General features: G+C 66.0%; 19 protein-coding genes. All 19 read right to left on the minus strand.

Annotated elements, in window-relative coordinates:
- Nucleotides 1-305 precede the first annotated feature (305 nt).
- The 19 genes from HW090_RS16240 to HW090_RS16330 all read right to left on the minus strand — a co-directional run bounded on the left by HW090_RS16240 (nt 306) and on the right by HW090_RS16330 (nt 25001).
- Entirely contained in the window at nt 306-1931 is a 1626-nt protein-coding gene (locus tag HW090_RS16240; RefSeq protein ID WP_179114502.1) for an ABC transporter ATP-binding protein, read from the minus strand.
- Nucleotides 1928-2767: an ABC transporter permease gene (locus HW090_RS16245; protein ID WP_179114503.1), complete on the minus strand. Its 840-nt coding sequence runs from the start codon at nt 2765-2767 to the stop codon at nt 1928-1930. Before HW090_RS16245 ends, HW090_RS16240 begins: the two co-directional genes overlap by 4 nt.
- Nucleotides 2768-2885: 118 nt before the next feature.
- Nucleotides 2886-3884 (minus strand): ABC transporter permease, encoded by a 999-nt coding sequence (locus HW090_RS16250; protein WP_179114504.1) that lies wholly within the window; start codon nt 3882-3884, stop codon nt 2886-2888.
- Nucleotides 3881-5479: an ABC transporter substrate-binding protein gene (locus tag HW090_RS16255; RefSeq protein WP_179114505.1), complete on the minus strand. Its 1599-nt coding sequence runs from the start codon at nt 5477-5479 to the stop codon at nt 3881-3883. The genes HW090_RS16250 and HW090_RS16255 overlap by 4 nt, the downstream gene beginning before the upstream one ends.
- Before the next feature lie 41 nt (nt 5480-5520).
- On the minus strand, nt 5521-6846 hold the full coding sequence (locus HW090_RS16260; protein ID WP_179114506.1) for an LLM class flavin-dependent oxidoreductase: 1326 nt from the start codon (nt 6844-6846) through the stop codon (nt 5521-5523).
- A 51-nt stretch (nt 6847-6897) separates the two neighbouring features.
- Nucleotides 6898-9294 (minus strand): TonB-dependent siderophore receptor, encoded by a 2397-nt coding sequence (locus tag HW090_RS16265; RefSeq protein WP_179114507.1) that lies wholly within the window; start codon nt 9292-9294, stop codon nt 6898-6900.
- 281 nt (nt 9295-9575) lie between these two features.
- Entirely contained in the window at nt 9576-10541 is a 966-nt protein-coding gene (locus HW090_RS16270) for an ABC transporter substrate-binding protein (protein ID WP_179114508.1), read from the minus strand.
- A 16-nt stretch (nt 10542-10557) separates the two neighbouring features.
- Nucleotides 10558-11379 (minus strand): class II aldolase/adducin family protein, encoded by an 822-nt coding sequence (locus HW090_RS16275; RefSeq protein ID WP_179114509.1) that lies wholly within the window; start codon nt 11377-11379, stop codon nt 10558-10560.
- Nucleotides 11380-11708: 329 nt separating this feature from the next.
- A complete protein-coding gene (locus HW090_RS16280) occupies nt 11709-12485 on the minus strand; it encodes an alpha/beta fold hydrolase (protein WP_179114510.1) in 777 nt (258 codons plus the stop codon).
- 561 nt (nt 12486-13046) lie between these two features.
- Nucleotides 13047-13730 (minus strand): UTRA domain-containing protein, encoded by a 684-nt coding sequence (locus HW090_RS16285; RefSeq protein WP_256930811.1) that lies wholly within the window; start codon nt 13728-13730, stop codon nt 13047-13049.
- An 86-nt stretch (nt 13731-13816) separates the two neighbouring features.
- Nucleotides 13817-14404, minus strand: coding sequence for a nicotinamide riboside transporter PnuC (gene pnuC / locus HW090_RS16290; RefSeq protein WP_179114512.1), 588 nt, complete (start codon nt 14402-14404; stop codon nt 13817-13819).
- Nucleotides 14405-14412: 8 nt separating this feature from the next.
- Nucleotides 14413-15246: a 5'-nucleotidase, lipoprotein e(P4) family gene (locus tag HW090_RS16295; RefSeq protein WP_179114513.1), complete on the minus strand. Its 834-nt coding sequence runs from the start codon at nt 15244-15246 to the stop codon at nt 14413-14415.
- Between the two features lie 64 nt (nt 15247-15310).
- Nucleotides 15311-17467 carry a TonB-dependent siderophore receptor gene (locus tag HW090_RS16300; RefSeq protein WP_179114514.1) on the minus strand — a complete coding sequence of 719 codons (2157 nt, stop codon included), beginning with the start codon at nt 17465-17467 and terminating at the stop codon, nt 15311-15313.
- A gap of 185 nt (nt 17468-17652) precedes the next feature.
- Nucleotides 17653-18525, minus strand: a complete 873-nt coding sequence (locus tag HW090_RS16305) for a sulfurtransferase (protein WP_179114515.1) — start codon at nt 18523-18525, stop codon at nt 17653-17655.
- A 38-nt stretch (nt 18526-18563) separates the two neighbouring features.
- Nucleotides 18564-19733, minus strand: a complete 1170-nt coding sequence (locus HW090_RS16310) for a phosphotransferase enzyme family protein (RefSeq protein WP_179114516.1) — start codon at nt 19731-19733, stop codon at nt 18564-18566.
- Nucleotides 19730-20650 carry an ABC transporter substrate-binding protein gene (locus tag HW090_RS16315; RefSeq protein WP_179114517.1) on the minus strand — a complete coding sequence of 307 codons (921 nt, stop codon included), beginning with the start codon at nt 20648-20650 and terminating at the stop codon, nt 19730-19732. The genes HW090_RS16310 and HW090_RS16315 overlap by 4 nt, the downstream gene beginning before the upstream one ends.
- 623 nt (nt 20651-21273) lie before the next feature.
- A complete protein-coding gene (locus HW090_RS16320; protein ID WP_179114518.1) occupies nt 21274-22623 on the minus strand; it encodes an LLM class flavin-dependent oxidoreductase in 1350 nt (449 codons plus the stop codon).
- Entirely contained in the window at nt 22620-23804 is a 1185-nt protein-coding gene (locus tag HW090_RS16325; RefSeq protein WP_218673546.1) for an alpha-hydroxy-acid oxidizing protein, read from the minus strand. The genes HW090_RS16320 and HW090_RS16325 overlap by 4 nt, the downstream gene beginning before the upstream one ends.
- Before the next feature lie 90 nt (nt 23805-23894).
- Complete coding sequence (locus tag HW090_RS16330) at nt 23895-25001, minus strand: LLM class flavin-dependent oxidoreductase (protein WP_179114520.1); 1107 nt, start codon at nt 24999-25001, stop codon at nt 23895-23897.
- Between the last annotated feature and the right edge of the window lie 167 nt (nt 25002-25168).

Below are 25168 nucleotides of genomic sequence, written 5' to 3' on the forward strand. Positions count from 1 at the left end.
TGCAGTCGTTGCTGCATACCCGGCGGTCGGCAACCCGATAATGGTCTCACTCGTCAGGGCCGCCGTTTCGACTCAAGCCCGGTGGGCTCCCGTGTCGAGGTGTGCCGGGTATTGGGCGGCGCACCTTGCCCGAGAGCCGGCGCGCGCCTAAGTGACCGTTCGCCAGGCAACTGCCTGGGCGGTATGCAAGAGTGGGAGTTTTCCAATCCTCAGGTTATAGAAACTGTAAGCACAACTTCCATAGTCCATTTGGACTGATTCACGGCCTGGACAACGTCGCCACCCTGGCGGGGAGCGCTGCCCCGTCAGATCGCCACCAGGAAATCCAGGCTGTCCAGGTAGCGCTGGCCCGGTACGTCGCTGAGCAGGCGCCGGGTGTAGTCGCTGGCGGGGGACTCGAACAGCCGTTCGCTGTCGCCTTGCTCGACCACGCGGCCAGCCTGCATGACCACCACCCGGTCCGATATCTGTCGCACCACCGCCAGGTCGTGGGAGATGAACAGGTAGCTCAGGCCCAGTTCCCGTTGCAGTTCGGCCAGCAGGTCGAGGATCTGCTTCTGCACCGAGGCATCCAGGGCCGACAGCGGTTCATCGAGCACCAGCAGTTCCGGCTCCAGCGCCAGCGCCCGGGCGATGGCCACGCGCTGGCGCTGGCCACCGGAAAGCCGACCGGGGCGGCTGTCGAGGGTGTGCGCCGGCAGGCCGACCCGCTCCAGCAGTTGCGCCGCCCGTTGCCGCTGGCTGGTGCGGTCACCGACGGCGAAGGCGCGCAGCGGCTCGCTGATGATCTGCGCCAGGGTGAAGCGTGGGTCGAGCGAGGCGTAGGGATTCTGGTAGACCACCTGTACACGGCGCCGGTAGTTGCGCAGGCCGGCGGCGGCGTAGGCGAGCACGTCCTCGCCGTCGAAACGGATGCCGCCGCTGCTCGGGCGCTCCAGGCGCAGGATCATGCGCGCGGTGGTGGACTTGCCCGAGCCGGACTCGCCGACCAGGCTCAGGGTGCCGCCGCGCGGCACTTCGAAAGACACGTCGGCGACCGCGGGCGGCAGCGTTTCGTGCCAGTGGGCGAACTGCTTGCCGAGACCGCTGACGCTGAGCAGAGCTGGTCCGTCCTGGTGTGGTCGGCGCTCGCTGGCGGTCGTCTGGGCAAAGCTGGGAGCGGCTTCCAGCAGGCGGCGGGTGTAGGGGTGGCGTGGGCGCAGGAAAATCTCCCGGGTGCTGCCACGTTCGACGATGCGTCCCTGCTGCATGACGATCACCCGCTCGGCACGGTCCATCGCCACGCCGAGGTCATGGGTGATCAGCAGCACGGCGATCTGCCGCTTGCGCGCCAGTTGCTGCAAGTGGTCGAGCACCTGCCGCTGCACTGTCACGTCGAGGGCGCTGGTCGGTTCGTCGGCGATGATCAGCGTCGGTTCGTTGGCCAGGGCGATGGCGATCAGCACACGCTGGCGCATGCCACCGGACAGTTCATGGGGATAGCGTCGCGCCAGGCGCTCGACATCACGCAGGCCGACCTGGCGCAGCAGCTCCAGGCTGCGCCGGCGCGCGACCGCGTGTGCCACGCCATGGATGCGCATGGCCTCGACCAGTTGGCCGCCGATGCGCTTGACCGGGTCCAGCGACAGGCCGGGGTCCTGCGGCACGAAGCCGATACGGCCGCCGCGCAATTGGCGCCAGTGGCGCTCGTCGAGGTCGTGCAGCGCCAGGCCTTCGAAGTCGATGTGCCCGGCGGTGATGCGCGCATTGTCGGCCAGCAGGCCGATCAGCGCCGCCGCCGTGGTGGATTTACCCGAGCCGGACTCGCCGACGATGGCGACGAATTCGCCGCGCCGCACGTGCAGGTCGATCTCGCGCACGCCAGGCTGCGTGCCGTCCGCTTCGAGGTAGTCAATCGACAGCCCGCTGATCTCCAGCAATGTCTCGCTCATCGGTTTTCTCCCCAGGCTCTCTGCATGGCGCGGGCGATCTGGTTGGCAGCCAGCACCACGCTGGCGACCACCAGCCCCGGCAGGGTGGTGTACCACCAGGCGGCGACGATGAAATTGCGCCCCTCGGAAATCAGCAGTCCCCACTCCGGCTGGGGTGGCGGGGCGCCGAAGCCGAGGAAGCTCAGCGCCGAAACCGCCAGTACGGCGCCGCCGAACTCCAGCGCGGCCAGCGCCAGCACCGGGCCGGCGGTATGCGGCAGGATATGCCGGAGGATGATGGCGCCATGGCCGACGCCGCTGGCGATGGCCGCCTCGACGAAGGTGCTGCCACGCCAGCGCAGCACTTCGCCACGGCTCAGGCGGGCGAAGGTCGCCACCGAGGACAGGCCGACCGCGAGGGCGATGTTCAGCGTGCCGAAGCCGAGTACGGTGATCACCGCCATCGCCAGCAGCAGCGAGGGGATCGCCATCAGCACTTCGACCAGGCGCATCAGCAGGGCATCCAGCCGCCCGGAGAAATACCCGGCGATCAGCCCCAACGCGCCGCCCACCAGCAGGGCAATCAGTACCGCCAGGGTGGTGGCGCGCAGCGACAGGCTGGCGCCATGCACGGTGCGGCTATAAAGGTCGCGACCGAGGTGGTCGGTGCCGAACCAGTGTTCGGCGGAGGGCGCCTGCAATGCCTTGGCCGGCACTGCCAGCAGCGGGTCGATACGGCTGAACAGGCCGGGAAACAGTGCCCAGCCAAGCACCAGGGCGAGCACTGTCAGGCTCAGCAGCAAGGCCGGGCGTGGCAGGTGTCGGGCGGCTGGGAGGGTGATGGAAAGGCTGCTCATAAGGGCCATCCGTAGTGCGATGGACGCGTTGGCGGGGCCATGCATGGCGTGCGTCGTGGAAATTGGGCGAGGGACGTTCCGGTGCGCCGTGCGCACCACAAACGATGCATACGCAGGTTCATGAGCGTTTCCCCAGTGCGATACGCGGGTCGAGCAGGGGATAGAGCGCGTCCACCAGCAGGTTGACCAGGATGTAGATCGCCGCTGCCAGCAGCACCACGCCTTGCACCATGGGAATGTCCTGGCTGGCCACCGCACCTTGCGCCAGGCGGCCGATACCGTCGCGGGAGAACACCGTTTCGGTGACCACCGCACCGGCCAGCAGGTTGCCGATGATGCCGCCGGCCAGGGTCAGCAGCGGGATGGCCGCGTTGTGCAACACGTGCGCGAACAGCAGTCGGTTATGGCTTACGCCCTTGCTGCGCAGGGCGCTGACGAAGGGCTGTTGCAGTACGCCGGCGATGGAGCGCGCCAGCACCTGGGCGATCACGGCTGCGGTGGGAATGGCCAGGGTCAACGCGGGCAGCACCAGCGCCGCCAGCCCCTGGTTGCCCATGGCCGGGAACAGCGGGATACGGAACGACAGCCATTGCAGCAGCAACAGCCCGACCCAGAAGGTCGGCAACGAAACCGCCACGGAAGGCAGCGCCAGCAGGCCTTCGCGCAGGCGCGGGCCGCGTACCCGGCTGGCCAGCAGCGCCAGGCCGACACCGACCGGCAGCGCCAGCAGCAGGGCCGCGGCGGCCAGTGCCGCCGTGCCAGGCAGGGCCTGCCAGAGTGCCTGGGTGACGGCCTGGCCGCTCTGGATCGACTGCCCGAGGTCCAGTTGCACGGCCTGCCACAGGGCGATGGCGTATTGCACCGGCAGCGGCTGGTCCAGGTGGTAACGGGCCTTGAGGGCCGCGACCTGGGCCTGGTCGGTGGCGCTCATTTCGCCGTTCTGGTTGAGCATGATGCTCACCGGATCGCTGGGCAGCGCATAGAGGATCAGAAACGACAGGCTGAAGGCGGCCCAGAGCACGAACAGCGCCTGCCCCAGTCGGCCGAGCAACGCCAGCAGCCGTGGCGTCCAGCGTCGCCAGTGCTGTGGCGCGGTGATGGAGGCATCAGCGCTCATCGTGGTGCCAGCCAGGTGTCGAAGAATTGCAGGCGGGTCGATGCTTCATAGTGCAGACCTTGCACCTGCGAGCCGAAGGCGGTCACGGTGGCGGCTTCGAACAGCGGCAGCACATGGCCTTCCTCGATCAGCAAGCGACTGGCGGCTTCCACCAGCTCGCGGCGGCGCTCAGGCTCCAGCACCCGTGAGGACTCTTCCAGCAGGCGGTCGACCTCGGTGTAGGCCCGCTCGTTGACGTTGCGTCCCGAGGCGAGGAACACCGTGCGCAGCACGTCGGCATCGGCGCGGGTGAGGTTGAAGAACCACAGGCTGTAGTCGCGCTCGTTGCTCTTGGCGCTGACCTGGCTGATGGTGCTCTTGTTCAGGCGCAACTCGATGCCGACCTGGCGCAACTGCTGCTGCACCAGCTCCAGCACCGGCGTGGTGGCCTGCCAGTAGTCGACCTGGAACGACAGGCGCTGTCCGTCGCGCACGCGGATGCCGTCGCTGCCCGGTTGCCAGCCGGCGGCGTCGAGCAGTTGCCCGGCGCCCTGCGGGTCATGGGTCAGGTACTGGGAATAGTCGCGGTAGAACGGCGTGCTGCTGGCCAGCACCGAGCTGGCGGGCTTCTGGTGGCGGGAGATGATGCCTTGCAACTGGTTGCGGTCGATCGCCTTGTTCAAGGCCTGGCGCACCGCCGTTTCGTCCAGCGGCGCGCGGCTTTCGTTGGGCGCCAGGTTGAATACGATGCCGGGGTTGGGGCGGGCGAGAAAGGGAATCGCGCGGGATTCGAGAATGCTTTCGTCCTGTACCGCGACACTGGTGTTCACGTCGATCTGCCCCGACAGCAGGCTGCCCAGGCGCACGCCGGACTCCGGGATCACCAGGAATTCGATACCGTCCAGCCAGGCGCGCCCCTGGTGCCGGGCCAGGGATGAAGGCCAGGCGTAGTCGGCGCGGTGCGACAGCTTTACATGCTGGTTGTGCACGAAGCTGTCGAGCACGAAGGGGCCGGAGCCGATCAGCGCGCCCTGGCAGCGTTCCTCGCTGCTCTTCTCCAGGGTGCTGCGGGCGAACAGGCCAAGGCTCATGGTCGAGCTGGCCTGGAGGAATTGTGCATTGGGCTGCTCGAATTCGATCACCACGCTCAGCGGTGTCGGCACCTCGATCGACTTCAGTCCGGCCAGGTAGGTGCCGGAGAGTTGCGCCAGGGCACCGAGTTTCTGGATCGCCTCGAAGTTGGCCTTGACCGCCGCGCCGTCCACCGCCGTGCCGTCGCTGAAGGTGACGCCATCGCGCAGGTGGAAGGTGAAGCGCCGCGAGTCTTCGCTGATCTCCCAGCGCTCCGCGAGCCAGGGCACGATCTCGCTGCTCTCGGGGTGCTGGTCGGTGAGGGAGTCGGTCAGTTGCCGGCCCACGTTCAGCGCCGTGTTGTTGCCGCCCTGGTGCGGGTCGAGGCACAGCGGGTCGCCGTCGAAGGCGACCTTGAGCACACCGCCGTGGACCGGGGTGTTTTGCGCCGCGTCCGGGGTTGGCGGGGCATCGCTGGCGCTGTCGCAGCCGGCCAGGGTGACAAGGCCCAGTGCCAGCAGGAAGGGCAGGGAGCGGTGATTCATGGGGTTCTCCAGGCAGTTCGAAAGTGGGCCGATGTGGTGGGTCAGCGGTGGCGGTTTTGGCGATAGGGCAGGCCGAGGTTTTCGCGCAGGGTGGTGCCGGCGTATTCACGCTGGAACAGGCCGCGTCGCTGCAACTCCGGCACCACGCCGTCGACGAAGTCGTCGATGCCGGCGTGCAGCCCGGAGAACATCACGTTGAAACCATCGGCGGCGCCGGCCTCGAACCAGTGCTGGAGGTCGTCGGCGATGCTCTCTGGTGTGCCGATCAGCACCCGGTGGCCGCCCGCCGTGAGCTTGTTGAACAACTGGCGCACGGTCGGCCGTTCGCGGCGGATCAGGTCGTAGACCAGCTTCTGCCGGCTCGGGTGGCTGTCGGTGCTGAAGTGCTCCGGCGGCAGCGGCACCACTTCGTCGAACGGCAGTTCGGCGAGGTCGTAGTCCAGGCTGGCGAACTTGGAGATACGGCTGAGAAAGGATTGCGGGTCAAGCAGCTCTTGCAGGCGCTGGTACTTGGCTTCCGCTTCGGCCTGGGTCTTGCCGACCACCGGGGAGATGCCCGGCAGTACTTTCAGGTGCTCGCGCGAGCGGCCGAAACCGAGCGCCTGGCCCTTGATGTTCTCGTAGAACTCGCGGCTTTCCTCGATCGTCTGCTGGGCGGTGAAGATCAGCTCACCAACCCGCGCGCCCAGGCGGATGCCGGCCTCGGAGGAGCCAGCCTGGGCGATCACCGGATAACCCTGCACCGGCCGTGCAACGTTCAGCGGGCCCTTGACCTGGAAGTGCTTGCCCTGGTGGTCGAGCACATGCAATTGCTCCAGGTCGAGCCAGGTGCCGCTTTCCTTGTCCTGCACGAAGGCGTCGTCGCCCCAGCTGTCCCACAGACCACTGACCACGTCATAGAACTCTTCGGCACGTTCGTGGCGGTCGCCGTGCAGGCTGTGTTCGCTGCGGTTGAAGTTCTCCCCGCCGCCCAGCGAGGTGACCAGGTTCCAGCCGGCGCGGCCGTTGGTCAGGTGGTCCAGCGAGGCGTATTTGCGGGCTACGTTGTAGGGCTCGTTGTAGGTGGTGCTGGCGGTGGCGATCAGGCCGATATGGCGCGTCACCAGGGCCAGCGCCGGGGCCAGTACCAGCGGGTCCCAGCGTACGCTGTTGGGGCCTTTCTCCTGGCCGGGATCGAGGTCGACCTTGACTCCGTCGTTGAAGAACAGCGAATGGAAGCGCCCGGCTTCCAGTTTCTCGGCGATGTAGCGGTAGTGGTCGAAGCTGCGGAAGGAGTCCTTCGGTGCTTCCGGCAGGCGCCAGGCCGCGCCGGTCAGCACGCCGGGAACGAAAGCGCCGAGGATGATGGTGTTCGATGGTGAGTTCATAGCTGTGTCCCGTGGTTCGCCTCCAGCCCAGCGAGCAGGAGGCTTGCGTGGTCAGAAGTTGTAGGCGAGACGGGCGTACCAGAAACCGCCGTAGGGGTTGAACGGCGAGATGCTGCCGAAACGCGGGAAGCCGTTGATGTCACCCGCCGGGAAGCCGTTGTCGTCAGCCTTGACGTTGAACAGGTTGTTGGCGCCGACGGCCACGTCCAGGTTGTCGGTGGCGGCGTAGGCAACCTCCAGATCGGTCAGCCACTTCGCGCCGTAGGTCACGTCGTAGACAGGGTTAGCATCGCGGGCCACGACCTTGTCGTAGCGGGTTACGGCGGCGTTGATGGTGAACCGTTCGATCTGCCAGTCGGCGCTGAGAATCAGCTTGGTCTTCGGGTTGGCAACGGTCAGGTAGCCCTGGGCGACACGGTCGAACAGTTCGAGGTTATTGCCCGCCGCGCGCAGGCTGGCAGGGGTTTCCTTGATGTCGTCAATCTCGGTCTTGTTGTAGTTGAAGGCCACGCCGTATTTGACTTTGCCGAATTGGCCGTAGTCGACCTTGTAGTCGGTGACCAGGTCGATACCGCGAGTTGTGGTATCGGCGGCGTTGGTGAAGTACTTCACCCGGTAACCGGCCTTGTAGCCATAGTTGACCAAAGCCGTATCGACTCCAGCGCCGTAGAGGAATCCGGTCAGGGCGATACGATCGCGTATCTCGATCTGGTAGGCATCGAGGGTTACGTTCGCCTGGGGTAGTGGCTGCCAGGTCAGGCCTAGACTGATATTGCGCGACTTCTCAGGCTTAAGGTCTTCAGCGCCCAGGTACCTAGCCAGAGGGGAGTCGACGCGCAATGTCTTGGCTTCGACGAACTGCGCAATGCCACCGACCGAGGTGTATTGGTTGGAGGTTTGCGCATACACCGATTGCGACAGCGAGGGCGCGCGAAAGCCGTTGCTCAGGGTGCCGCGCAGGGCGAAGGTCGGGGTGAAGTCGTAGCGTGCGGTGAACTTGCCGCTGGTAGTGTTGCCAGCGCTGTCGTCATATTTTTCGAAGCGCCCTGCCACGCCCAGGTAGAGTTTTTCGGTCGGGTTGATACCCAGGTCACTGTAGACCGCGTAACTGTTGCGACTGGCCTGGCCGGCGTCTTCCGGTGTCAAGGTGATCGCGCCCTGGGCACCGGGAGCGTAGGGGAAACCACCATCGATGTAGGAAAGTGGATCATCTGACTCGGTCTTGTAGCGCTCGTGGCGATGCTCGGCTCCCCAGGAAACTTGTAGCGGCTTGGGCAGACCGATCTCGAAAGCGCGAGTTACGTCTAGGTTGTTGGTCCACTGGTCGAAGTAATTGGTGTAGGTATCGAAGTGAGTCGGGCTGGTTGGACCGAGAGAGGCGTTGAGGGTCTCGTCGGCACCGGCCTGGCCTTTGTCGCGGCCGAAGGTGGAACTGATATCCCAGTTCCAGCCGACCAGTTCCCCTTTGCCGCCGGCCGCTACCTGATAGTCGGTTTCTTCCAGGGTGTAGAACGGTGCGGTGCCATCGGGATAAATCTCGGGGACGATGTTTATCGAGTTCGGTCTGCGGAAGTTCTGCCCACCGCGGGCATCTCTTTTGCTCAGGGTTGAGAACGAGTACAGCGTCAGATCATCGTTAATCGGCAGCTCTGCGTTATAGCCGAGGTTGATGCCCTTGATCTTCGGAAGACCGTTTTTCTGAAGCTTGCGATCGACGGTATCGTTGCGTGGATCGCCTGCCGCGTAGATGTCGCCCGTCGCATCGCGTGAGCGCACGGCGGTCTGCTGCGACTTGGCATCCAGCGAGAGGTTGAGGAAACCGCCATCGCCTAACTCCAGGCCCTTGTTGAAAGTCTGGCGAATGGTGCCACCGTCGCCCTTGTAGTACTCGCCGTATTGAGTGCTGACCGAGCCCCCATTGTCTTGCTGCTTGAGGATGATGTTGATCACCCCGGCGATGGCATCGGAGCCATATTGCGCCGAGGCGCCGTCGCGCAGCACCTCGATATGGTCGACGGCGCTGACCGGGATCATGTCCAAGTCGACCGGGTTGGTTCCGTAGGCCGCGGTGGTGTCGAGGTTGATCACCGCACTGTTGTGCCGGCGCTTGCCGTTGACCAGTACCAGCACGTTGGAACCGTTCAGGCCACGCAGGCTATAGGGCCGCGCGATGCTGTCGTTGGACGAGCCCGATGGGCGCTGGGAGAACGATGGCAAGGCTTTTTGCAGCGCGTTACGCAGGCTGCCAGAACTGTCTTTCTGTAACTGCGCGCCGTCGATCACGTCGATGGGCGCAGGGCTGGTGGTGACGGTACGCGCCTCGCTGCCGCGCGAGCCGGTGACGATCACGGTGTCCAGTTTGTCGTCGCTCTGCGCGGCGATGGCCGCCAGCGGTGCGAGCAGGTAACCGGCGAGCAGCGCCGGTGCGAATGTCAGTAAACGATTCATATGTCTGGTTCCCCTCATTGTGGATATGGCGTCAGGCATTGGCGCCCGGTTGTCATGCCTTCCCTGGCCGTGCTGGCTCTTCCTGAATGAAGGCAATCCCGGGTTTTCCCTGAGGGTCTTGCCTGTACCGTCATGCCTGCTAAGGCGAGGCAACGGGTACTCAAGGCACTGCATGCTGTTTTTCGGGCAACAGCCGGCCCTGGCGGTGAAGTTGCGGCCTTCACCGTTGTTCGTGTGTGTTTCGTCGGGGCTGTGCCTGGTTGTGGCGTGTGCCCAGGCCCTCAGCTCAGCAGTTCGGTGAAGCGCCTGTCCCACAGGGGGCGTACATCCACTTTCTGGCGGATCAGCCCGCTTTCGTGGAACAGGTCGGCCACCTGCTGTTGTGCCTCGATGTCCGAGTCTTCCACTAGCTTGAGCCGTGCCGGCTGGCTGCGCCGTTCGAACTGGCGCAGGTAGAGTTCCCGAGGGATGCCTGTCAGCCGTTCGCTGCGTTCGGCCCATTGCCGCGGATGGCTCTCGATCCACGCCCAGGTGGCCTTTTCCCGCAGCAGGAAATCGCCGATGGCGGCACGCCGGGTCGGGTCTGCCAGGGCGTCACGGGTGCTGGCGATGAGGAAACTGCCGGAGTAGTAGCCTTCCGCGCTTTTCAGCAGTACGCCATCAAGGTTGACCTCAGCGTGGATGGCGCTGATGCCCCCGGTCACCAGTGCGTCGATATGGCCGTTCTGGAACGCGGTCAGGGCATCCTGCGCGGGCAGTGGGATAGCCTGCACATCGCTCAGGGACAGGCCGTTCTGGCGCAGCATGTTGAGCACCAGGTAATGGGTGTTGGTGGCGCGTACATAGCTGATGCGCTTGCCCCTGAGGTCGCCGATATGCTCGATGCCGGCGTTCTTCTTGACGACGATGCCGCTCTGGTTGTTGTCGCCGCTGTAGCTGGCGATCAGCGCCAGCGGCGCCTTGGCGATGCTGGCGAAGATCGGCGGTATCTCGCTCATGAAGGCGTAGTCGAGGCTGCCGCTGGTCAGGGCTTCGAGCACCAGGTTGCCGCCGCCGATATCCACCCATTCCACGGGATAGGGCGTGGCCGCCTGTCCGGCGTCTTCGAGGAAGTGGGCCGCGCTGCCTTTATAGCGCCAGACCCGGAGCGGCTGCGGGCGGGCGGCGCTGGCCAGTCCCGGCAGCAGCGCCGCGCCAGCCAGCAGGGCGCCGTTGCGCAACAGGGTGCGGCGGTCGAATGAGGTCATGCTCGTCGCTCCCCGGTCAGTCCAGCAGGTCCGGCTGTTGCAGGCGGATACGGTCCCAGAGTGGGAGGAAATTCAGCCAGCCGAAGAACTCGCGGCGTTCCTTCGAGGCGCGGTCCGCCGGGTCGATCTCCGGCACCAGCGGTTGCCCGGCGGCATAGGCCAGCAGGTGTGCCTTGGCGCTGTCGTCGGCCTGGATGAAACGCCAGGCCGCGCTTTCCACGGTTTCCCCGGTGGTCCACAGGCCATGGTTCTGCCAGACCAGCAGGTTGTGTTGGGCGAAGCGCTCGACGAAGGCGCGGGTGACGATCTCGCGGTCCTGCTCCAGGGCACCGCTGGCATTGCGCAGGGCATTGCGCTCGAAGATCACCTGATCGTCGATGAACGCCGACGATTCCGCGATGATCGGCTCGAACAGGCGCCCGAAAGAGGACCAGACGCGGCCATGGAAACCATGCACGTGGGCAATGCCGACCACTTCGGGGCGGGCGCGCTGCAATTCGTAGTGCAGGTCGAGGGCGCTGGTGTTGAGCAGGCCGTCGCCTTCGACGACCTGGCCTTCGCCGTTTACCCGCAACAGGTCGGAAACGCGGATCTGCGAGAAGGGCACGCCCAGCGGGTTGATCCAGAAATGCTCGGTTTCGATCGGGTCGCGGGCGGTGAAATGCCCGGCGACGCCGACCTCGAAGCCCAGCTCGGCGAACAGCCGGTAGGCGGCGGCCAGGCGTTGCTTGCGGTGCAGGCGTTCCGCCTGGAGATCGGCGTGGGTCGGGACTTGTGTGCTCAGCAGGCGGTTATCGGCATGCGGCAGGGCAAGGATGCTGTGGGTTCGGCTGGTCATCGGTATCGCTCTCAGGCTCGGTAGCGGTCATGGGGGCGTCGACTGTTCGACGTCCCTCTTTGATCGAGCGCTGCGGGATGACCGGATTCCTCTCACCCCACGTCTTGCGCGTCGATAGCCTCCACCGGGTGAGGGGTCGGTACGGATGGAATCTACTGGAACTAAAACGCCTTGATAAATAATCTTTCGATCTAAAATTATTATTTTATTTAAATATGATCGTTGATTTTTATGCTTTTTGTGCATTTTATGCTGGTGCCTTGCCCGATGCCGTACGCAACATCGGTACGGCACGTAGGGTGCGCCGTGCGCACCTCATACGATCCGTATCAGTCGACCTGCAGAAAGTGCAACAGCGGCGCGAGCAGCCACTGAGGGCGGTCTTCATGGGGCGAGTGGTCGGTGAAGGGGATGTTCAACAGGGCGGCCCCAGGCACTCGTTCGACGAGTTCGAGTGCATTGCTGCGTGACACCAGCGGGTCTTCGTCACCGCGTACCGCCAGCAGGCAGGCCTCGATATCCCGTACGCTTTCCGCCGGGTAGCCGTCCGGGCCGGTGTCGAGCCAGAGGTCGCGAACCGCCGCCACCAATGCCTCGAAGTCCGGCGCAGGGTTCAGGGCCTGGTAGCTGTTGTAGCTGTGGGGGAACATCTCCCGCCAGTCGGCGGCGGTGATGCCCTGGTACAGCGCGCGGGTCGGGTCGTCCTTCGGCAAGGCCCAGTGCGCGCCGATGGTGACGAACCGGTCGAGGCCCGGAGCCCTGGCGGCTGCCAGGCGCAAGGCAGCGATGCCGCCGTCGCTATGGCCGATCAGGGTGAAGCGTGGTACGCCGAGCGAGTGGAGTACGGCCTGCACATCCCGCTGGATTCGCGCGTAGCTCAGGGGGGCGGTGCCCAGCGTGGATTTGCCGTGGCCACGGGTATCGATACCGATCAGGCGGTACTGTCCGGCCAGGTGCGGGGTGATGGCGTTGAAGGTCTCGATATCGCCGACGCCGCCATGCAGGAACACCAGCACAGGGCCGTCCGGGTTGCCCTGCTGTTCCATGTAGAGTTGGGCGCCATCGACCTCGATATGCCGCCCGTCCTGGTGATTGAAGACCGCCATGTGCCTGCCCCGCCTTGTGTGTTCGAGGCGCACAGTCTATCGCCATTGCCCCCGCCCGTAGGGTGCGCCGCGCGCACCAGTAGTGTGAGCTGACTTGAGGCTCGCTCCTCCTGCTGCGAGTCCGGCGTGACCATGGGAACAACACCACTCGTTGTTCCCGCACAGCCGTCTTCGGTGGTGACTGTAGGAAGAAACCCGCCGACCTTGGCTTTGCGCACCTGGGCTCCCGCCTGCGCGGGAGCGACGGAGTTGTGGCTTTTTCCTATAGTCACTTCGATATTTGCCGCGAGCCCGGCCAGCCCCTCGGAGCAACCTTCGCCGACAGGGATGTCGGCGTAGAGCTACAGGGATGTATTCATGCGTGTTGCGTAGAGGGGCTGGTCGGGTTCGCGACACAGGGTCAGGAGGTCGAACGGTTCTGAAAACACAAGCCCGTGAGATGGAATCGGCAGAACAGGATTCAAACCGCACAGATAGTCTTCATAAGACTTCCAGCCTCTCAGGCGCAAAATTCGTACCGGACAGCAGTGTGCGTAGTCGGGAACCCTGGCGTGCAGGCTTTCAGGTGCGCACGCCCTGGGTTTCCAGCACCACGGCGAGGGCATCCGGACGCCAGAACTCGCGGTCGAACTCCACCGGTTGGCCCTGTTCGCCGAAGCTCAGGCGTTCCAGATAGAAGCCGTTGCTACCGGGGCTGGCCTGGAGCTGGGTCGCCTGTTCTTCATCGAGGGTTTCCGGGTGCATCAGCAGTTCGCTGCGCGACTGCACATGGCCAAAGCGCTCGCGCAGCAGTTGGGTCAGGGAGGTGGAGAGGTCTTCGCTGAGCAGCGCGGGGCACCACTCGGCGACCAGTACGTTGTATTCCAGCAGCACCGGACGCTGGTCGACCCAGCGCCGCCGTTGCAGGTGGAAGACCTGTTGCTCCGGGTGGTCGAGGCCCATGCGCTTGGCCAGCCAGGCGCCGGCGGTGCCGCGCTGGGCGTGCAGGCACTCGGTGCGCGGGACGCGGCCCTGGGCCTTCACGTACTCCATGAAGCCGGTGACGTGGGTCGGGTCGTAGCGGATGCGCGGCGGGCTGACGTACCAGCCGCGACGGTTCTGGCGGTAGATCAGCCCGTCGGTTTCCAGCAGTTGCAGGGCCTGGCGCAAGGTTACCCGGGTGCAGGCGAAGCGTTCGGCCAGCTCGCGTTCGGCGGGCAACTGGCTGTCGGCGGGCAGGGGTTCCCGGGCAAGGTCCGCGACCATCTGGTCGCGGATTCTCAGGTAATGCGGTTGCGGTGCGCGCAGGCTCAACTGGGAGCGGGCCGGGGTGGCGGGCGGCAGGTCGCCTTTCATGGCGTGGCGCCCGTGGCGGGTTGTGCCTGCTGGCGCAGGTCGTTGCGCCAGGCCAGCAGCCCGTAGCCCGCCAGGATGATAAAGCCGGCATAGAGCGCGGCCGTCAGGTGCAGGCCCTTGTAGGCGAACAGGCCGACATAGAGGATGTCGAGGACGATCCACAGCACCCAGCTCTCCAGGTACTTGCGGGCGGCCCAGAAGCTGGCGACCAGGCTGAATGCGGTCAGCAGGGCATCCAGCCAGGGTACGGCGGCATCGGTCAGGTGGTGCATGATCGCGCCCAGCAGCAGGCCGCCGAGCAGGCCTGCGCCCAGCGCGGGCAGGGCGGCGGCGCGCGGCAGGCGCTCCACGTGGACCTTGCCGGCGAGGTCGCGGCCACTGCTCCATTGCCACCAGCCATAGCCTTGCATCAGCACGAAGGCCAGTTGCAGCAGCATGTCGGAATAAAGCTTCACCTCGAAGAAGATCCAGGCGTAGAGCAGCACGGCGACGATGTTCACCGGCCAGCACCAGCGGATGCGCCGGGCGGTGAGCCAGACGCCGAGAATGTTGACGATGACGGCGATGATTTCCAGGGATGACATGGTGCGTTTCACTCGGAAGGAATGATGAGGGCCTGCCGCTTGCGGTCGCGTTTTTCGGCGGCGGGCAGGGTTTCGCGGTCCTGGTAGGGCGCGCTGTACCAGCCGCCGTAGACAGGGTTGGGCAACAGGAACCAGCGTTGGCCGAACCACGCCAGGTACGGCTCGGCGGCGGCACGTTGCGCCGGCAGGCTGTTCGCCGCCGACAGGAAGTCGCCGAAGCTGTCGCCCACCAGCAGCAGGACGCGATGCCGCTGGCCGACCCACTGGCGGCGGCAGTGCTTGTCCGACCCTTCGGCCTGGCAGCCGCCGATGGCGGTGCCGGCGGTGAGGATCTGACCGGTATCGTCGATCGGGAAGCCGGCGCGGCGCAGGTTGGCCAGGGTCGCCGCCTCCTGGCCGGGTTCGCGGTTGGTCAGGTAATAGGGCGTGATGCCGAGCCGTGCTGCCTCCTGCATGAATACTACCGCGCCGGGCAATGCGCGGGCCTCGCCACGGTCGACCCAGCGGTACCACTGTTCGTAGTCGTAGGGGCCATTCGCGAGGATGGCGTGGGCATTCACCGGGGTGTTGTCGAGCAAGGTCTCGTCGATATCGACGATCAGTGCCGGTGGCAACCCCTCCAGGTCACGCGGAGGCTGGGGCAGGGCGTCCCACTGCGCGTCGGCCAGGGCCGGTGCCAGTTGCCGGGTGGCGGCGGCGTAGACCTGGCGGTAGAGCAGCTCGTGCTCGACCGAGGTCTGCGTCCACAGCACCGCGTCGAGCTGGTCATGGGGGGCCGGGCGTTGCTGGCAACCGCCGAGGGCGATCAGCAGCAGGCCGGTGGCGAGGAGGGCTGGGCGCATGTCCTGTTCCTATCGTGTTCCTGTTGCGAGAGTGCGCAGCGCAAGGCTGCGGCACCCACGGGGGTTAGAAATTGACGGTGGCGGACAGCCGCGCAGTGCGGGGCGCGCCCTGGAACAGGTAGCCATCCCCGGCGAAGTCGCCGACATCGCGCCAGTAACGCTTGTCGAACAGGTTGTCGACGGTCAGGCGGAAGACGGTCTCGTAGCCCTCGATGCGCGTGCTATAGCGGCTGCCCAGATTGAACAGCGCATAGCCGCCGACCTTGGCCTGGCCGGCATAGTCGGCGTACTTGCTGGCGCTGTACTGCATGCCGCCGAGCAGCGCCAGGCCGTCGATGCCCGGTACGCGGTAGTCAGCGGACAGGCTGGTGCGCAGCTTTGGCGTGTTGATGATCTGGTGACCTTCGTGGTCGCGGCTGCCCGTGCCGTTGACCCGTGCGCGGATGGCGGTGGCGCTGGCCGAGAGTTGCAGGTCGCGGGTGGCCTGGCCGCTGGCGGAGAGCTCGAGGCCGGTGTTGACCTGGCGGCCCTGCTGCACATAGGTGAAGGTGCCGTCGCCATTGTTGCGGGTGTACTCGTGAGCCTGGTCGATGCGGAACAGCGCCGCGCCCAGGCTGAGCCCCTGCCAGTCGCGCTTGATGCCGGCCTCCCACTGGTGGGATGTGGTCGGTGCCAGGGTCTGGCCATCGTTGGTGGCGAACCAGGTTGCTTCACCGCCGCTCGACAGGCCTTTGCTGTAGCTCAGGTAGAGCGAAACGTCCGGGCGTGGCTTGTGGATCACGGCGGCATTGGGCAGGAACTCCGTGCGACGGGTGTCGCGCTCGCGGACTCCGCTGGAGTCGAAGGCTTCTTCGTCCAGGCGCACCAGGCGACCGCCCAGCAGTACCTGCCATTGCTCGTCGAAGCTGATGCGGTCGCTGAAGAACAGGCTGTACTGGCGGCTGTCCAGGCGTCGATGTTTGGGCTTGAGCGGTTCGCTGGTCGGGCTGTATTCGGGGACCGGCTGGTAAATGTTGCCCACGCCGATCCACTCGTTGACCGATTTGCGCCGGTCGAGGGTACGGCGCAGGGCGCTGCTGCCAAGGGTCAGTTCATGGCTCAGGGTGCCGGTGGCGAAGCTGCCGGACAGCGCGGCCTGCAACTCGTCGTGGCGGCGGGTATCGTCCGGGTTGCGGTAGTCGGAGATGTCGTAGTCGCCCTCGGGGCTGAAATAGTTGGGCACGGCCGAGGACGCGCAACTGGCCGCGCCGTAGCAACCCCAGGGGAAGGTGCTGTAGTCGTCGATCACCACATGGCTGCGCGAGGCGTCGAGGCTGGCCTTCCAGGTGTCGCTCAGGCGGTACTCGAAACGACCACCCAGGTTGTACGAGTCGATGGTCACCGGCTTGGACCAGCTCTGGTGGCCGAGGCGCTTGTCCGGGTCGACGCCGCTGGGCACCTGGGTACCGCCGAGCAACTGGTAGCCGGGCACCGAGCGTTGTTCGCGGGTCTGGTACTCGGCGTCCAGTTGCAGGCTGGCGGCGCTGGAGATGTTCCAGTCCAGCGCCAGGGAGGCGAAGTCGCGCTTGCCGTCGGCGTGCTCGACATAGGAGCGGATATCCTCGTGGGCGAGGTTGGCGCGCAGGCCGAACTGCTGTTCGGCGCCGAACCAGCCGCCGACGTCGGTGGCGATGTAGCGCTCACCGTCCTGGTTGCTGGCGACGCTCACCGAACGCACGTTTTCCGGGCGCTTGGTGACGTAGTTGATCAGGCCACCCGGTTCGCTGACGCCGCTCTGCAGGCCGGACAGGCCCTTGAGCAATTCCACCTGCTGCTTGTTCTCCAGGGCCACGTTCTGTTCGCCGACCAGGCTCTTGCCGTTGACGCGGTAGCTGTTGGCGGCGCTCAGCGAGAAGCCGCGCACGGCGAAGTTCTCGTAGTAGCCGAGCGGTGCGTAGCTGTCGCCGACCGAGGCGTCATTCTTCAGCACTTCGCTGAGCAGGCGTACTTGCTGGTCGTCCAGCAACTGTCGGGTGACCACCGACACCGAGGCCGGTGTGTCCAGCAACGGCGCGTTGCCGAAGCCGGCCACCGAGGCGCTCTGGGCCTGGTAGCCGTCGCTGCGCTGGCCGTGCACGGTGACCGTGTCCAGCGTGGTGAGGTCGTCGTTGGCCCAGGCCAGTGCCGGGCTCAGGGCCAGGGCGAGCAGGGTCGGGGTGAAGCGGGGGTACGGCGAGGCCATGGAAAGCTCCTGGTATCGCGCCATGGATACGGTGTCCGGGCGCGTGCGAATAGTGTTCGAGCCCGAAAACGCCTCCGATCCTGGCCCAGTAGGGTGCGCCGTGCGCACCCGGGAGATGAACGCGGTGCGCACGGCGCACCCTGTCCTGGGCAATCGGTGGGGAGGGTTGACGGGTTCCTGGCAGGTCAGGCCGGAGCTGCTCCGGTGGTCATTGGTAGTTCAGCGCGGGCCGCCCACTCCTGTAGCGAGCCATCATAGAGTGAGACTCGTTCGCGGCCCAGCAATGTCAGCCCTAAAACCACCGCTGCGGCGGAAATTCCGCCACCACAGTAGAGGACCAGCGGTTCATCGCACGCCAGCAGGCTGGCCAGGGCCACGGCCAGTTCGGCGGGTGGCAGGTAGCAGCCACTGGCGTCCAGCAGGCCGCGCGATGGCTGGTTGAGGCTGCCGGGAATATGGCCACGGCGGGCGTAGCGGGTGACGGCGCTGCCGTCGAACAGCCCGGCGGACAGGGTGCAGACCAGTTGCCCGGGCGCCTGCCCGGTGACGATGGCCTGCACCTGGGCACGATTGCTCCAGTAACCGGGTTGCAGTCGGACCTTGAGTGGTGTGCCGTGGCGGGTGACGCTCTCGTCACCGCTGTGCAGGGGCCGCCCCGCGTCGCGCCAGGCGTTGAGGCCACCGTCCAGCACCTGGCTGGACAGGCCCAGGCTGCGCAGGGTCCACCACAGGCGTGCGGCCCAGAAGCCGTCGTGGCGGTCGTAGATGACGATCCGTCGGGCCTCGCCGACGCCCAGCCGACCCAGTGCCGCGCCAAGGCGTTCGCTGTCGGGCAGGGCGAAGCTGAAGGCAGCGTCGGGGTCGGCCAGGTCGTGCAGCAGGTCGGCATGCCGTGCACCGGGGATATGGCCCTGGCGCCAGGCATCCAGGCCGCTGGCCACCCGGTAGTCACCGTCGAAGGCCGGCGCCGGCAGCTCGACGCTGGCATCGAGCAGCAGCAGGCCGGGTTCCGCCAGGCACTGGCTCAGTCGTTCGACGCTGATAAGGATGTCGTTCATGGTGAATGCCTCGTGCCGGGTTCGCTGTGGGGAAAGCCTTATGCTCGGCGCGCCTGCTGCCGCAGCTGTTCGAGCAGTTCCGCGCCTTCGTGCTGCTGGAACCAGCGTGCGTGCTCCACCAGGTAGGCGTAGGCCAGGTCGCCGCTGGCGTTGGAGCCAACCAGGGACTCGAAATAGACCAGTTCGGACAGGGCGAAGTCGGCATGCACCAGAGGCAGCAGGTCGGCCAGGGTCAGCAACTCGTCACGCCCCAGCGGGCGGATCGAGCCATAGCCGTCGAGCAGGGCCAGCAGTGCGTCGTGGTCCACTTCCAGGCGTGCGCCCGGTTGCAGGTCGAGCCAGGGAATGCAATTGCGTTCGATGGCAGTGGCCAGGTCGAAGAGGGCGAAGGTACGGTCGGCCAGGCCGAAGTCCAGCACGCTGGCGACCTTGTCGCCCTGCCACAGCAGGTTGGACGCGTGCCAGTCGTTGTGTGTCCACAGCGGTGCCTGGGCGGCCAGGCGCGGTTGCACGGCGCGGTGGAACGGCAGCAGCGTTTCCGTGATGTCGCGCTGCCAGTCACGGCGGGCCAGCGAAAGGGCCAGTTGCGGCTGGCGCTCGGCCTGGGCGGCGATGGCGCGCAGCGGGTCTGGCTGGCTGAACAGCTGCAGGTTGGCCACCAGCACCGGTGTCTGGCGCGTGCCGGCGGCATGGCCTTCGGCGGCGCGGTGCAGTTCGCCCAGGGCGACACCGGCGGCCCTGGCATGGGCGCTACTGGCGAAGGGCGACCAGGACAGTGCGTCGCGGTAGAGGTCTTCGCCCTGGCCCAGGGGCAGCACTTCGTAGGTCCAGTCGCCGAGGCCGACGGCGCTCTGCCCGTCGCGGTCGCGCAGCGGCGGTGTGACCGGAGCGCCGCGCTGGTGCAGGTGCTGGACGAAACGGTGCTCCTCATCCAGCCAGGTGGGCTGGCGCACGCTGTGGTGATGGCGCTTGACGATCACCTGGCTGTCGCCGACGGCGACCCGGGCGGCGGCCGAGAAAGGCCGAGGGCTGTGCCAGGCGATGGCCTGCACGCCGCCCAGTCCGGGGTAGCGTTCGAGCAGCGCGGCGACTTCCGCTTCCCGCAGCGCCGGCCAGTCCGGCTCCACGGGGTCCAGGCCAAGGCCGTGGGCGGTGTGCTTGTTATCGTGGCTGCTGTCGTGCCCGCTGTCGTGGAAGGCTTCGTTCATCGCGCTGCATCCGGCAGGTAGTCGTTGAGCACGGCATTCTGACCGACTTCGGGGTCGTCCAGTACCGCCTGTTGGTGCAGCCAGCGTGCATAGGGTTCGACCATTTCGCGGCGCTGCTGCCCCCAGCCGCCCTGGTGCAGCCAGGTCGGGGCGATTTTCTGCAGCGAGCGTGCCAGCAGTTCGCTGGGGAAGTAGGGCGTGGCCTGCTCGTAGGCGGGCAGTGCGGCCTGCGGGTCGGCGGCAGCGGTGAGAAAGCCGCGTGCGGTGACGGCAAGAAAGCGCCGTACCTGCTCCGGCTGCTGTTCCAGCAGGTGTTCGTGGGCGCCCAGCAGGTAGCTGTGATAGGCTGGTGCGCCGATTTCGTCGACCGGCCAGACCACGCGACGTTCGTCGGCGATGGGGCTGTCCATCAGTGCTTCCCAGGCCCAGTAACCGCCGAAACTGGCCTCGGCGGCCCCGGCGGCAAGCTGCTCCGGACGCAGTTCGCGCACGCCACTGTCGACCAGGATCACCGCGTCCGGATCGCCGCCATCGGCGGCCACCAGGTGGCGCACCATGGCCAGTCCGCGAGGGGTCGGGTTGAGTGCCAGGCGCTTGCCGGCCAGGTCGCGGGGGCGTTCGATACCGAAGTCGCGCAGGGTCTGGATCGACTCCAGCCCCGCATGGTTGATCGCCGCGATACCCCGCAGCGGCTGGCCCTTGGCCCGGCGCACCAGCAGGCGGTTGCTGGGGAACACGCCAAAGTCGGCCTGCCCGTCGAGCAGGTGTTGCAGGCTGTCGCCATGGTAGGGATCGGGTTGTACCAGGCGCACGTCGAGCTCGGCCTCCCGATACCAGCCCCTATCCCGGGCGAGGTAGAACCCCGCCGAGTTGGGCCAGGGATGGAAATACTCCAGCATCACCCTTACCACGATCATCCGAATACTCCGCCAGTTGCTGTGTGCGGCGTATTCAATGGGAAGGGTTCTGGTATATACCAATACCCTTTGGCGCTAATCGCATGCGTTTTTTGAATAAACGCTGCTTCGAGTCGTGAGATGGCTGAGTGGGTATCAGGCCCTATGAGTGCGTACTGCTATTCGGTGCTCATTCTGATCTTGCTGGCCCGTGCAGACCTTTCGACCGTGTGTCGCGAACCCGACCAGCCCCTCTACGCAACACGCATGAATACATCCCTGTCGGCGAAGGTTGCTCCGAGGGGCTGGCCTGGCTCGCGGTCAATACCGAAGTGATCCTGGGAAAGAGCACAGCATAATAACGCCACCACTCGTCGTTCCCGCGAAGGCGGGAACCCAGGTGCGCAAGGCTTATGACCGACGAATGTCTTCCTACAATCACCACCGAAGACGGCTGTGCGGATGCCAGGTGGCGAGACGGGGCCTCCGCCGCCAGGGATGGCGGTGAAGAGCTACAGGGATGTATTCACGCGTGCCCCGTCCCGCCACCTGGCATTCGCACAGGAACGACGAGCGCAAGGCCACCGCATTGCGGCGCTCACAATCGCGGCGCTCACATAAGTGGCGCCGGACAGCAACCTGCCTCAGGACGCCAACGACTCCTCGGCAACCTGTTCGGCCCGGAGCGTATGACGGTTGCGCGGCACCGGCAGGCCCAGGTTGGCGCGCAGCGTGTCGCCCGTGAGTTCGCCACGGAACAGGCCGCGCGCGCGCAGGAGCGGTAGCACCTGGTCGGTGAAACGGGCGAAGTCCTCGGGTGGCCCGACGTGGATATTGAAGCCGTCCGCCGCACCTTGGGTGAACCAGCGCTCGATCTCGTCGGCCACGGTGCGTGGCGAACCGACGAAGCTGGAGAACGGCTGGCCGAAGCGCAGGGCGGCCTGGCGTACCGTCAACCCTTGTTCGCGAGCGATGCGCTTGATCTTCTCGGCATGGCCCCGGTAGCCGTTGACGCCCAGTTCGCCGAGGTCGGGGAAGGGCGCGTCGAGGTCGTACTGGCTGAAGTCGTGGTAGTTGAACGGGCGGCCCAGTTGCACCAGGGCCTTGTGCAGGTCCAGTTCGCCCTGGCGTTCGCGCTGGATGGCCTGGGCCTGTTCGTCGCTGTCGGCGATGATCGGGTCGATGCCGGGGAACAGCAGCACATGCTCGGGGTTGCGTCCGGCTTCGGCCACTCGCCGCTTGATGTCGGCGTAGTACTCCCGGGCATCGTCGAAGTTGTCCACCCCGGCGAAGATGCCTTCCGCCACTTCGGCGGCCAGCGTGCGCCCGGATTCGGACACCCCGGCCTGGAAGATCACTGGCTGGCCCTGGCGCGAGCGGGAGATATTGAGCGGGCCGGTGACCTGGAAGAATTCCCCCTGATGGTCCAGGCGATGCTGCCTGGATGGGTCGAGGAAGCGCTTGTTGGCCTTGTCGCGGGGGAAGGCGTCGTCTTCGTAGGAGTCCCACAGGCCCTGTACCACCTCGACATGCTCGCGGGCGCGGCGGTAGCGCTCGCCATGGTCGATATGGCGTTCACGGCCGAAGTTGCCGGCGGCACCCTCCAGCCCGGTGGTGACCACGTTCCAGCCGGCGCGGCCATGGCTGATATGGTCCAGCGAGGCGTACTGGCGGGCAACGTTGAAGGGCTCGGTGTAGGAGGTGGTGAGGGTGCCGACCAGGCCGATTTTCTCGGTGGCGCCGGCCAGCGCCGAGAGCAGGGTCAGCGGCTCCAGGCGGTTGAGGAAGTGCGGCGCCGATTCGGCGGTGATATAGGGGCTGTCGACGATGAAGACGAAGTCGAAGCCGGCGGACTCGGCGGCGCGCGCCTGCTGCCGGTACCAGTCGATGTCGATGCTGGCGTCGCCAGGGATGGCTGGGTGCAGCCATTCGTGCTGGGCGGTGCCGACGCCGGTGAGGATGGCGCCGAAGTGGAGTTGTCGTGCTGGGCTCATGAGCGAATTCCTTGCTGTAGGGGGGAGCCGTCGGGGTTCAGTAGTGGGGTTGCGCGGATATCGGCGAGGGTGGCAGCGCCGGCCAGTTGCATGACGGTGCGCAGCTCGCTTTCGAGGTGTTCCAGTACCGCGTGCACGCCTTGCCAGCCGCCGAGGGACAGGCCATAGAGCACGGGCCGGCCGATGGCCACTGCGTCTGCGCCAGCGGCGAGCGCCTTGAACACGTCGAGTCCGCGGCGGATGCCGCTGTCGAAAATGATCGGTACCTGACCCTGTACCTCGGCGGCGACCCGTAGCAGTGAGTCGAAGGCCGCCGGCGAGCCGTCCAACTGGCGTCCGCCGTGGTTGGAAACCTGGATCGCATCGACGCCATGGCGCAGTGCCAGGCGGGCATCCGCGGCGGTCGTGACGCCTTTGAGTACCAGCGGCAGGCCGCCGCTGTGCTGGCGTACGAAGTCCAGGCTGTCCGGCCCAAGGCGGTTTTCGAAGACACGATTAATGGCGCGTGGGCGGCCTGTGCGGTCAAGGAAGTTGCCGGGTATCGGCAGGCAGAGTGCGTTGCGCCGGTCCTGCTCGCGGTTGCCGCCGACAGTGACATCGGCGGTCAGCACGATTGCCGTGTAGCCGGCGGCCTGCGCTCGCTGCAACAGTTCGCGGTTGAAGCCGACGTCGCGGGTCAGGTAGCACTGGAACCACTTGTCGCCGTTGCTGGCGGCGGCGATCTGTTCGAGGTTCTGGGTCGATACGGCGCTGACCTCGAGCAGCGTGCCATAGGCTGCGGCGCCTCGTGCGCTACCGGACTCCGCAGTGGTGTGGACCAGCCCGTGTGCCGCCATGGTCGCGACGACCAGGGGGGATTTCAACAGGCTGCCGAGAATTAGCGTATCCAGTGCTTGCACGGTCTTGCCGGTCAGCACGCGCTGGTCGATGAAGACCCGTGAGAAAGCGTCGCGGTTCTCGCGCAATGTCTGTTCGTCGCCGGCACCCCGGGCGATGTAATCGAACGCTGGCTTGGGAATGACCTTGCTGGCGAGTGTTTCCAGTTCCAGTAGATTGGCGAAGGGGGGCAGGGGTGTTTCGATCACGGGGGTGGATTCCTGTGTGGCCCTTACTGGGCGTGTCGCCATCAGGGTAACACTGCCCGCCAGCAGGCCCAGGGTTTCGCGTCTGTTCAGGGGCATGTTCGGACTCCGTCGGGCCCCGGTGCGCATGGCGCACCCTACGTTGCCGGTAGCGGTAGGGTGCGCCGTGCGCACCGGGGGGCTGTTGCCTCAGCCGGCCTGGACCTTGCCCGCTTTCTCCTGCTGCTCGACCAGCGCGCGGATGCGCGGCAGCAGGTCCTGGCCGTACTCCACCGCGTCGCGCAGTTGCTCGAAGCCACGGAACAGGAAGGTGCTGACGCCGACGTTGTAGTAGTCCAGCGCGGCCTCGGCGACCTGCTCCGGCGTGCCCACCAGCGAAGTGGAGTTGCCGGCGGCCCCGGTCAGCGCGGCGATTTCGGTCCACAGGCGCTTGTCGTGCACCTTGCGCTGGCTGGCCAGGTCGACCAGGCGCTCGGAGCCGATGTTGCTCTTGCCGAAGTTCTTCTCGCGCCGCGTGTTCTTGCGCAGGTGGACCAGCTCCCGTGCGTCGGCGAGGATGCGTTCGGCGCGGGCCCAGGCTTCGTCCTCGGTGGCGCCGAGGATCGGTCGCAGCGACAGGCTGAAGCGGATGTGCTTTTCGCGGCCATATTTGGCGGCGGCTTTGCGCACCTGGATGATGCGCTCGCGAATCTGCTCCACCGGCTCGCCCCACATCATGTAGACGTCGGCGTGCCTGGCGGCGACTTCCACGGCGGCGTCCGAGGCACCGGAGAAGTAGATCGGCAGGTAAGGCTTCTGCAACGGTTTGACCAGGGTCAGGTTGTCCTCGATGCGGTAATGCTCGCCCTGGTGGTCGAAGGCTTCGGTGCTGGTCCAGGTCTTGCGGAACACGTCGAGGTATTCGTCGGTGCGGGCGTAGCGTGCATCCTTGTCGAGGAAGTCGCCGTCACGCTGCAGGTCGCCGCTGTCGCCGCCGGTGATCACGTTGATCGCGGCGCGGCCCTGGCTCAGGTGGTCGAGGGTGGCGAACTGGCGCGCGGCGAAGGTCGGTGCCTGGAAGCCGGGGCGGTGGGCGACCAGCAGGCCGAGGCGGTCGGTCAGCGCGGCGACGTAGCTGGCGAGGATCAGCGAATCCGGCGCGCTGGTGTTGACCGCCAGCAGCACCTTGTCGAAACCGCCGTATTCCTGTGCCTGGGCGAATGCCTTGACGAACTCCACGTCGACGATGGGGCCACGCGGGGCCTGGGATTCGCTGCCTTCCTGCGGGCCGATCAGGCCGATAAATTCGAGACTCATGTTGGAAAACTCCTGTTCATCGAAAAAGTACTGGGCGCTTGCACAGGGCGCCGGTGGGTACGACAAGGCATGTGATCGATACTAGGAAAGTCATGCTGAATATGCAAAAAACGAATAGAGATAAGGTTATATTTATTTCTATTTTTATATTATTGCGGGTACTGGAG

This window comes from Pseudomonas sp. ABC1 (genome assembly GCF_013395055.1).
Taxonomy (GTDB): domain Bacteria; phylum Pseudomonadota; class Gammaproteobacteria; order Pseudomonadales; family Pseudomonadaceae; genus Stutzerimonas.

Excerpts from the sequence above, each read along its gene's own strand:
- HW090_RS16240 (WP_179114502.1), bottom strand. The coding sequence starts at position 1,931 with ATGAGCGAGACATTGCTGGAGATCAGCGGGCTGTCGATTGACTACCTC.
- HW090_RS16245 (WP_179114503.1), bottom strand. The coding sequence starts at position 2,767 with ATGAGCAGCCTTTCCATCACCCTCCCAGCCGCCCGACACCTGCCACGC.
- HW090_RS16250 (WP_179114504.1), bottom strand. The coding sequence starts at position 3,884 with ATGAGCGCTGATGCCTCCATCACCGCGCCACAGCACTGGCGACGCTGG.
- HW090_RS16255 (WP_179114505.1), bottom strand. The coding sequence starts at position 5,479 with ATGAATCACCGCTCCCTGCCCTTCCTGCTGGCACTGGGCCTTGTCACC.
- HW090_RS16260 (WP_179114506.1), bottom strand. The coding sequence starts at position 6,846 with ATGAACTCACCATCGAACACCATCATCCTCGGCGCTTTCGTTCCCGGC.
- HW090_RS16265 (WP_179114507.1), bottom strand. The coding sequence starts at position 9,294 with ATGAATCGTTTACTGACATTCGCACCGGCGCTGCTCGCCGGTTACCTG.
- HW090_RS16270 (WP_179114508.1), bottom strand. The coding sequence starts at position 10,541 with ATGACCTCATTCGACCGCCGCACCCTGTTGCGCAACGGCGCCCTGCTG.
- HW090_RS16275 (WP_179114509.1), bottom strand. The coding sequence starts at position 11,379 with ATGACCAGCCGAACCCACAGCATCCTTGCCCTGCCGCATGCCGATAAC.
- HW090_RS16280 (WP_179114510.1), bottom strand. The coding sequence starts at position 12,485 with ATGGCGGTCTTCAATCACCAGGACGGGCGGCATATCGAGGTCGATGGC.
- HW090_RS16285 (WP_256930811.1), bottom strand. The coding sequence starts at position 13,730 with ATGGTCGCGGACCTTGCCCGGGAACCCCTGCCCGCCGACAGCCAGTTG.
- pnuC (WP_179114512.1), bottom strand. The coding sequence starts at position 14,404 with ATGTCATCCCTGGAAATCATCGCCGTCATCGTCAACATTCTCGGCGTC.
- HW090_RS16295 (WP_179114513.1), bottom strand. The coding sequence starts at position 15,246 with ATGCGCCCAGCCCTCCTCGCCACCGGCCTGCTGCTGATCGCCCTCGGC.
- HW090_RS16300 (WP_179114514.1), bottom strand. The coding sequence starts at position 17,467 with ATGGCCTCGCCGTACCCCCGCTTCACCCCGACCCTGCTCGCCCTGGCC.
- HW090_RS16305 (WP_179114515.1), bottom strand. The coding sequence starts at position 18,525 with ATGAACGACATCCTTATCAGCGTCGAACGACTGAGCCAGTGCCTGGCG.
- HW090_RS16310 (WP_179114516.1), bottom strand. The coding sequence starts at position 19,733 with ATGAACGAAGCCTTCCACGACAGCGGGCACGACAGCAGCCACGATAAC.
- HW090_RS16315 (WP_179114517.1), bottom strand. The coding sequence starts at position 20,650 with ATGATCGTGGTAAGGGTGATGCTGGAGTATTTCCATCCCTGGCCCAAC.
- HW090_RS16320 (WP_179114518.1), bottom strand. The coding sequence starts at position 22,623 with ATGAGCCCAGCACGACAACTCCACTTCGGCGCCATCCTCACCGGCGTC.
- HW090_RS16325 (WP_218673546.1), bottom strand. The coding sequence starts at position 23,804 with ATGCCCCTGAACAGACGCGAAACCCTGGGCCTGCTGGCGGGCAGTGTT.
- HW090_RS16330 (WP_179114520.1), bottom strand. The coding sequence starts at position 25,001 with ATGAGTCTCGAATTTATCGGCCTGATCGGCCCGCAGGAAGGCAGCGAA.